Genomic DNA, 6,506 nt, shown 5'->3' on the forward strand with positions numbered 1-6,506 from the left:
TCCTGTTATTAATATTTGATAGAAACTAGTCTTCAAAAATCTTAATTTCATCAGAATCGGGTGTCAAAGTAACGATTGCTTTACGGCGTTTCTTAGTTAAACCTTCATAACGACCATAGCGTTTCTTCTTACCACGAACATTTAAAATATTGACTTCTTTAACTTTAACGCCAAAAATCTTTTCGATTGCTTGACGTACAGTAACCTTGTTTGCATGAACATCGACTTCAAAAGTATATTTCTTCTGATCCATCATGCTCATAGATTGTTCGGTTACGATTGGGCGAATAATAACGTCATGTGCTGCCATTAACCAAGCACCTCCTCAATTTTTGAAAGAGCGGCTTGTGTCAAGATAAGCTTCTGATTATTCACAACATCTAAGACATTGATTCCATCAGATTCAACAACCGTAACATTTGGTAAGTTACGTGCAGACAAAGCAGCAAAATCGTTATCTGCTTCAAGCACAACCAAAGCCTTAGTTGCAACATTTAATCCAGCCAAAACATCTGCAAAAGTTTTTGTTTTAGGTTGGTCAAAGTTCAATCCGTCCACAACAATCAAATCACCATCAATAACCTTTTGTGAAAGGACTGATTTGATTGCTAAACGCCGTACTTTTTTAGGTAACTTATATGCATATGATCTTGGGGTAGGTCCGAAGACAATACCACCGCCACGCCATTGAGGAGAACGAATTGATCCTTGGCGAGCACGACCGGTACCCTTTTGACGCCAAGGCTTACGTCCACCACCACGAACAGCTGAACGGTTCTTAACTGCGTGTGTTCCTTGGCGTAATGATGCACGTTGCATGATAATTGCGTCAAAAACAACATTTTCGTTTGGTTCGATTCCAAAAACTGCATCGTTTAACTCAACTGTGCCGTTTTCAGTTCCGTTTTGTTTATAAAGTGTGACATTTGCCATGATTAAATCCTCCTTTCTCGATTACTTTTTCTGTGATTTGATTGCAGATTTAATTGTTACGAATGATTTCTTAGCTCCAGGTACATTACCCTTGATCAAGATCACGTTACGGTCTGTATCAACACGAACGACTTCAAGATTTTGGATCGTTACTTTATCATTACCCATGCGTCCAGGTAACATCTTACCTTTAAATACACGGTTGATGATAGCACCCATTGAACCGGGAATTCTGTGATAACGTGAACCGTGGGTTTCAGGACCACGTGATTGACCAAAGCGTTTAATGTTACCTTGGTAACCATGACCTTTCGTAATGCCAGTCACATCGACTATATCGCCAGCAGCAAAAACATCAGCCTTTACTTCTGAACCTAATTCATAATCTCCTAGCTCAACATCACGAATTTCTCGAATGAAGCGCTTAGGAGTCGTGTTTGCTTTAGCAGCGTGACCTTTAGCTGGTTTGTTCGTCAAGACTTCGCGTACATCTTGGTAACCTAACTGAACTGCTTCGTAGCCGTCGTTCTCAACTGTTTTAACTTGTAAAACAACATTAGAACTAACTTCGATAACAGTTACAGGAAATAGTTCACCATTTTCTGCAAAGACTTGGGTCATTCCAACCTTTTTCCCTAAGATTCCTTTTCTGGTCATGACTACACCTCCATTTTTTTGAATTTATTATAACTTGATTTCGATATCAACGCCGCTTGGCAAGTCGAGCTTCATTAAAGCATCAACTGTCTTAGCAGTAGGATTGACAATGTCGATCAGGCGTTTGTGCGTGCGGATCTCAAACTGCTCACGAGAATCCTTGTACTTATGCGGTGAACGTAGCACAGTGTATAAGCTGCGTTCAGTTGGTAGTGGAATTGGGCCACTAATTGAAGCACCAGTACGTTTTGCAGTTTCAACGATCTTTTCAGCTGATTGGTCTAAGATGCGATGCTCATAAGCCTTCAACCGGATACGAATCTTTTGTTTTGCCATGGAATTTACCTCCTTTTCGTCACATGAATGGACAGGCTCAGTAGAAATTTTCCGACATAACCGTCGTGGCAATGCGGCCGGGTGTGTCGCAACCTCCTACATCAATGCCCTCATAAATGTGCCTGTGCAAGTGCATAGTAGCCCCTTGTTAGCAAGCACTTTATCTATAATACAGGAAAACCATTGAAAACACAACACTTTATAGTGTCTTTTTCATAAAATAACGACTTTTTTTCGATTGGATCAGATGAGAAATCAATTTCAAAATGTTGCGTGTCAAATTTCCGACTAATCCATTTTATTTTCAGCCACTTGAAGCTCCAATAATTGAACGACCATTCATCAATCATTAAAAAAAGCGAACCATCTGTATAGATGGCCCGCTTCTCTTGTTTTCTTTATCAAGTGTTAACTAGCCTTTATGACTAATTATTTCTCAGTGTGTCCACCGTTCTTCTTGATGATTTCTTCTTGAATTGACTTAGGCACTGCAGCGTAATGATCAAATGTCATTGTAAATGTCCCACGACCTTGAGTTGCTGAACGCAATGTTGTTGCGTAGCCAAACATCTCTGATAACGGTACAAATGAATTAATAACTTGAGCATTACCGCGAGCTTCCATACCATCAAGCTGACCACGACGAGCAGTTACCTGTCCCATGATATCACCTAGGTAATCTTCTGGGGCAACAATTTCTACTTTCATGATCGGTTCGAGGATAACGGCACCTGCAGCCTTTGAAGCATTACGTAAAGCCATCGAAGCAGCAACTTTAAAGGCAGCTTCAGAAGAATCGACTTCATGATATGAACCATCGTATAACTTAGCTTTAACATCGATCAATGGATAACCGGCAAGAACACCGTTTGCCATTGATTCTTTCAAGCCTTGTTCTACAGAAGGGATGTATTCACGAGGAACAACACCACCGACGATTGCATTTTCAAATTCGAAGCCTTTACCTTCTTCATTAGGTGTGAATTCAATCCAAACATCACCGTATTGACCTTTACCACCAGACTGACGAACGAATTTACCTTGTGCAGAAGCTTGCTTCGTAAATGTTTCACGATAAGCAACTTGTGGTTCCCCAACTTCAGCATCAACGTTAAATTCACGACGCATCCGGTCAACAATGATATCCAAATGTAATTCACCCATGCCGGCGATTAAAGTTTCACCCGTTTCAGGGTTAGTTTCAGCCTTAAAACTAGGATCTTCTTCAGCAAGCTTTTGCAAAGCAACATCCATCTTATCCTGATCAGCTTTGGTCTTAGGTTCGATCGAAACTTGGATAACTGGATCTGGGAAGACCATTGATTCAAGAATCAATGGATGGCTAACAGCTGTCAATGAGTCACCAGTTGTTGTATTCTTCAAACCAATTGCGGCTGCAATGTCGCCTGAGAAGACTTCTGGAATTTCTTGACGGTGGTTAGCATGCATTTGTAACAAACGACCAACACGCTCACGTGTATCCTTAGTCGCGTTGAGAACATATGAACCTGATTCCAACGTTCCGGAATATACACGGATAAATGTTAAACGACCAACGAATGGATCAGTTGCGATCTTAAATGCTAACGCAGCAAAATCCTTATCGTCGCCAGCCATCAATTCAACTTTTTCGCCAGTAGCTGGGTCAGTTGCATTGTATGGTTTAACATCGAGTGGTGAAGGTAAGTAATCATTGACAGCATCCAACATCATTTGAACACCCTTGTTCTTGAATGCAGAACCAGCCAAAACTGGGTAAACTTTCAAGTCCAAAGTTGCTTTACGAATGGCAGCTTTGATTTCATCTACAGAAATCTCTTCGCCTTCGAGATATTTATCCATGATTGCATCATCAACATCAGCTAATGATTCAAGCATTTCGTTACGGTGCTGTGTTGCTTTTTCTTTATAGTCGTCTGGAACATCAACAGTATCCCATTTAGTTCCTAGTGCATCTTCGTCATAAAGATCAGCTTTCATTTCAACTAAGTCAATGACACCTTCAAAATTATCTTCAGCGCCGATTGGCATTTGAATTGGTAAAGCATTAACTTGGAGACGATCTTTGATAGTCCCAACGGAATAATCAAAGTTAGCACCGATCTTGTCCATCTTATTGACGAACACGATCCGTGGAACGCTATAAGTTGTTGCTTGACGCCAAACGTTTTCGGTTTGTGGTTCAACACCAGCTTGTGCATCAAGAACAACGACGGCACCATCTAAAACCCGTAATGAACGTTCAACTTCGATTGTGAAGTCAACGTGTCCTGGAGTATCGATGATGTTGATACGGTGATCTTTCCACTGTGCAGTTGTTGCAGCAGATGTGATTGTGATACCACGTTCCTGCTCTTGGGCCATCCAGTCCATCTGTGAAGCACCTTCATGCGTCTCACCGATTTTATGAATTTTACCAGTATAGTAAAGGATACGCTCGGTTGTTGTTGTTTTACCAGCATCGATATGAGCAACGATCCCAATATTACGTGTTTTTTCCAAAGGGAATTCACGTTTATTTGCCATTCAAAGTTTCTCCTCTCAGAGTAAGTCTGCTATAGATTTTTTGATTCTCCATAGCCTCTATACAAAAGTGAGCGGCGGAACGAATCCACTGCTCGCAATAAAAATCTTACCAACGATAATGTGCAAACGCACGGTTAGCGTCAGCCATCTTATGTGTATCTTCACGTTTCTTAACAGATGCACCGGTGTTATTAGCGGCGTCCATAATTTCATTTGCAAGACGCTCGTCCATCGTATGTTCGTTGCGAAGACGTGCATAATTTACCAACCAACGTAAGCCGAGTGTCGTACGACGCTCTGGACGAACTTCGATAGGAACTTGATAGTTAGAACCACCGATACGGCGAGCCTTAACTTCAAGCATTGGCATGATATTTTTCATTGCTTCTTCGAAAACTTCGATTGGTTCTTTACCAGTCTTTTCCTTAACGATGTCAAATGAATCGTAAAGGATCGTTGATGCAGTCCCACGTTTGCCGTCGATCATCAAACGGTTGATCAAGCGTGTTACTAATTTAGAATTGTAAATAGGATCGGGCAAAACGTCGCGCTTTGCCACTGTACCTTTTCTTGGCATTGAGTAAACCTCCTAGTAATTGGTCATTCTTATTATTATTTTAGTTCTTAGGGCGCTTTGCACCATATTTCGAACGGCTTTGTTTACGGTCAGTAACACCGGCTGTATCTAAAGCACCACGAATGATATGATAACGAACACCAGGAAGGTCTTTAACACGGCCCCCACGAATTAAAACAACACTATGCTCTTGCAAGTTATGACCGATACCAGGAATATAAGCAGTGACTTCGATCAAGTTAGACAAACGCACACGCGCATATTTACGCAATGCAGAGTTAGGTTTCTTAGGTGTCATAGTTCCGACACGAGTTGCAACCCCACGTTTTTGCGGTGCAGGGTTATCAGTTAAAGCTTTCTTTTTGCTGTTGTAACCAAAGTTCAAAGCAGGTGAATCTGACTTTGTTGTCTTTGATTGACGGCCTTTACGTACCAATTGGTTAATTGTTGGCATCAAAGATCCTCCTCAATTTATGATTCAGTTTAAGTACACACATCCAGGCGGTTCTTTTTTTAGCAAAAAATAACGCCCAAATGAATATTGGCTTGGAATAGAGCAGCACGGACACCGAAGCGTCGAACAATATTCAATAAGCACCTTAAATACATTAGCATGAACACTTGTGAATGTCAAATCGGTTCAGCAAAAAAAATATAAAAAATTCTCGACGTTTTCGCGTATCTAATATTGAGGTGTTGATAATGAACTTATTTGTTTATGTGTTAATTTTTTTGATCGGTGCCAGTTTAGGTTCCTTCTTCGAGCTAGTTAGCGAACGGCTCCCTCGTGAACAGGATGTTGTTTTTACCCCTTCACACTGCAATTCCTGCCAGATGCGTATTTGTTATTACGATTTAATTCCGATCTTTGGGTATATTAATCAACGCGGGCGTTGCCGCTTCTGTGACCAGACAATTAGTGCACAGTCGCTTGTTTATGAAATGATCGGCGGATTCAGTAGTTGTTGGTTCTATTATTATTTTACTGATTTTAATATTTACGGCGGATTACTACTGACCATGTTGTACTACGCGGCTATTTTCGATCAACAACATCGTTATGTCGATCAGATTATTTTAACTTTAATGTTTGTGTGCACCATTTTATTTCAGTATGCTTCACTGAGGGCGGCTTTCATTCCAGCCCTACTCGCAGCACTTGTATTAATAATTCTTTCAAAAATAACGAATGGTCTCGGGCCCGCCGATATCGAATTGATCATCATTTTAATACTTGGTTATGGATTCCAAACGGCACTTTGGATCACTCTCCTCGCCAGTTTATTCGTCTTATTAAGCCACTTACATCACGCAATCAATATCGAAATTGCATTCATCCCCTATTTCTACCTAGCGTTTTTGCTACTGCCTGTATTACCAACAAGTTAATTGCGAAAACACAAAAAAACAGGGTCTACACTTTCTGGTGTTGGTGAAAACTAATACCAGTTTTTATTTGCCAAAATAAATAGGACAT

8 protein-coding genes are annotated in these 6,506 nt (G+C 40.7%); 1 reads left to right on the forward strand and 7 read right to left on the reverse strand.

Going from position 1 to position 6,506, the window contains the following annotated elements:
• Positions 1-25 precede the first annotated feature (25 nt).
• The 7 genes from rplW to rpsL form a co-directional block, all read right to left on the reverse strand.
• Positions 26-310 (reverse strand): 50S ribosomal protein L23, encoded by a 285-nt coding sequence (gene rplW, locus EKM67_RS07815; protein ID WP_125578457.1) that lies wholly within the window; start codon positions 308-310, stop codon positions 26-28.
• Complete coding sequence (gene rplD / locus EKM67_RS07820; RefSeq protein ID WP_125578458.1) at positions 310-933, reverse strand: 50S ribosomal protein L4; 624 nt, start codon at positions 931-933, stop codon at positions 310-312. Before rplD ends, rplW begins: the two co-directional genes overlap by 1 nt.
• Positions 934-954: 21 nt before the next feature.
• Positions 955-1,590: a 50S ribosomal protein L3 gene (gene rplC, locus EKM67_RS07825; protein WP_125578459.1), complete on the reverse strand. Its 636-nt coding sequence runs from the start codon at positions 1,588-1,590 to the stop codon at positions 955-957.
• Positions 1,591-1,617: 27 nt separating this feature from the next.
• Entirely contained in the window at positions 1,618-1,926 is a 309-nt protein-coding gene (gene rpsJ / locus EKM67_RS07830; protein ID WP_125578460.1) for a 30S ribosomal protein S10, read from the reverse strand.
• Positions 1,927-2,355: 429 nt separating this feature from the next.
• Positions 2,356-4,452 carry an elongation factor G gene (gene fusA, locus EKM67_RS07835; protein WP_125578461.1) on the reverse strand — a complete coding sequence of 699 codons (2,097 nt, stop codon included), beginning with the start codon at positions 4,450-4,452 and terminating at the stop codon, positions 2,356-2,358.
• A gap of 106 nt (positions 4,453-4,558) precedes the next feature.
• On the reverse strand, positions 4,559-5,029 hold the full coding sequence (rpsG, locus tag EKM67_RS07840; protein ID WP_125578462.1) for a 30S ribosomal protein S7: 471 nt from the start codon (positions 5,027-5,029) through the stop codon (positions 4,559-4,561).
• Between the two features lie 40 nt (positions 5,030-5,069).
• The gene (gene rpsL / locus EKM67_RS07845; RefSeq protein ID WP_125578463.1) at positions 5,070-5,483 is read right to left on the reverse strand and encodes a 30S ribosomal protein S12; all 414 of its coding nucleotides are present in this window, start codon (positions 5,481-5,483) and stop codon (positions 5,070-5,072) included.
• A 248-nt stretch (positions 5,484-5,731) separates the two neighbouring features.
• Here rpsL and EKM67_RS07850 point away from each other — a divergent pair, with 248 nt between their 5' ends.
• Positions 5,732-6,418 (forward strand): prepilin peptidase, encoded by a 687-nt coding sequence (locus EKM67_RS07850; RefSeq protein WP_164506608.1) that lies wholly within the window; start codon positions 5,732-5,734, stop codon positions 6,416-6,418.
• Positions 6,419-6,506: the final 88 nt, after the last annotated feature.

The sequence above is a fragment of the Lapidilactobacillus mulanensis genome (genome assembly GCF_003946215.1).
In the GTDB taxonomy this organism is placed as follows: domain Bacteria; phylum Bacillota; class Bacilli; order Lactobacillales; family Lactobacillaceae; genus Lapidilactobacillus; species Lapidilactobacillus mulanensis.

What these genes read in the sequence shown, in the direction of transcription:
- rplW (WP_125578457.1), bottom strand. Translation starts at nt 310, where the DNA reads ATGGCAGCACATGACGTTATTATTCGCCCAATCGTAACCGAACAATCT.
- rplD (WP_125578458.1), bottom strand. Translation starts at nt 933, where the DNA reads ATGGCAAATGTCACACTTTATAAACAAAACGGAACTGAAAACGGCACA.
- rplC (WP_125578459.1), bottom strand. Translation starts at nt 1,590, where the DNA reads ATGACCAGAAAAGGAATCTTAGGGAAAAAGGTTGGAATGACCCAAGTC.
- rpsJ (WP_125578460.1), bottom strand. Translation starts at nt 1,926, where the DNA reads ATGGCAAAACAAAAGATTCGTATCCGGTTGAAGGCTTATGAGCATCGC.
- fusA (WP_125578461.1), bottom strand. Translation starts at nt 4,452, where the DNA reads ATGGCAAATAAACGTGAATTCCCTTTGGAAAAAACACGTAATATTGGG.
- rpsG (WP_125578462.1), bottom strand. Translation starts at nt 5,029, where the DNA reads ATGCCAAGAAAAGGTACAGTGGCAAAGCGCGACGTTTTGCCCGATCCT.
- rpsL (WP_125578463.1), bottom strand. Translation starts at nt 5,483, where the DNA reads ATGCCAACAATTAACCAATTGGTACGTAAAGGCCGTCAATCAAAGACA.
- EKM67_RS07850 (WP_164506608.1), top strand. Translation starts at nt 5,732, where the DNA reads ATGAACTTATTTGTTTATGTGTTAATTTTTTTGATCGGTGCCAGTTTA.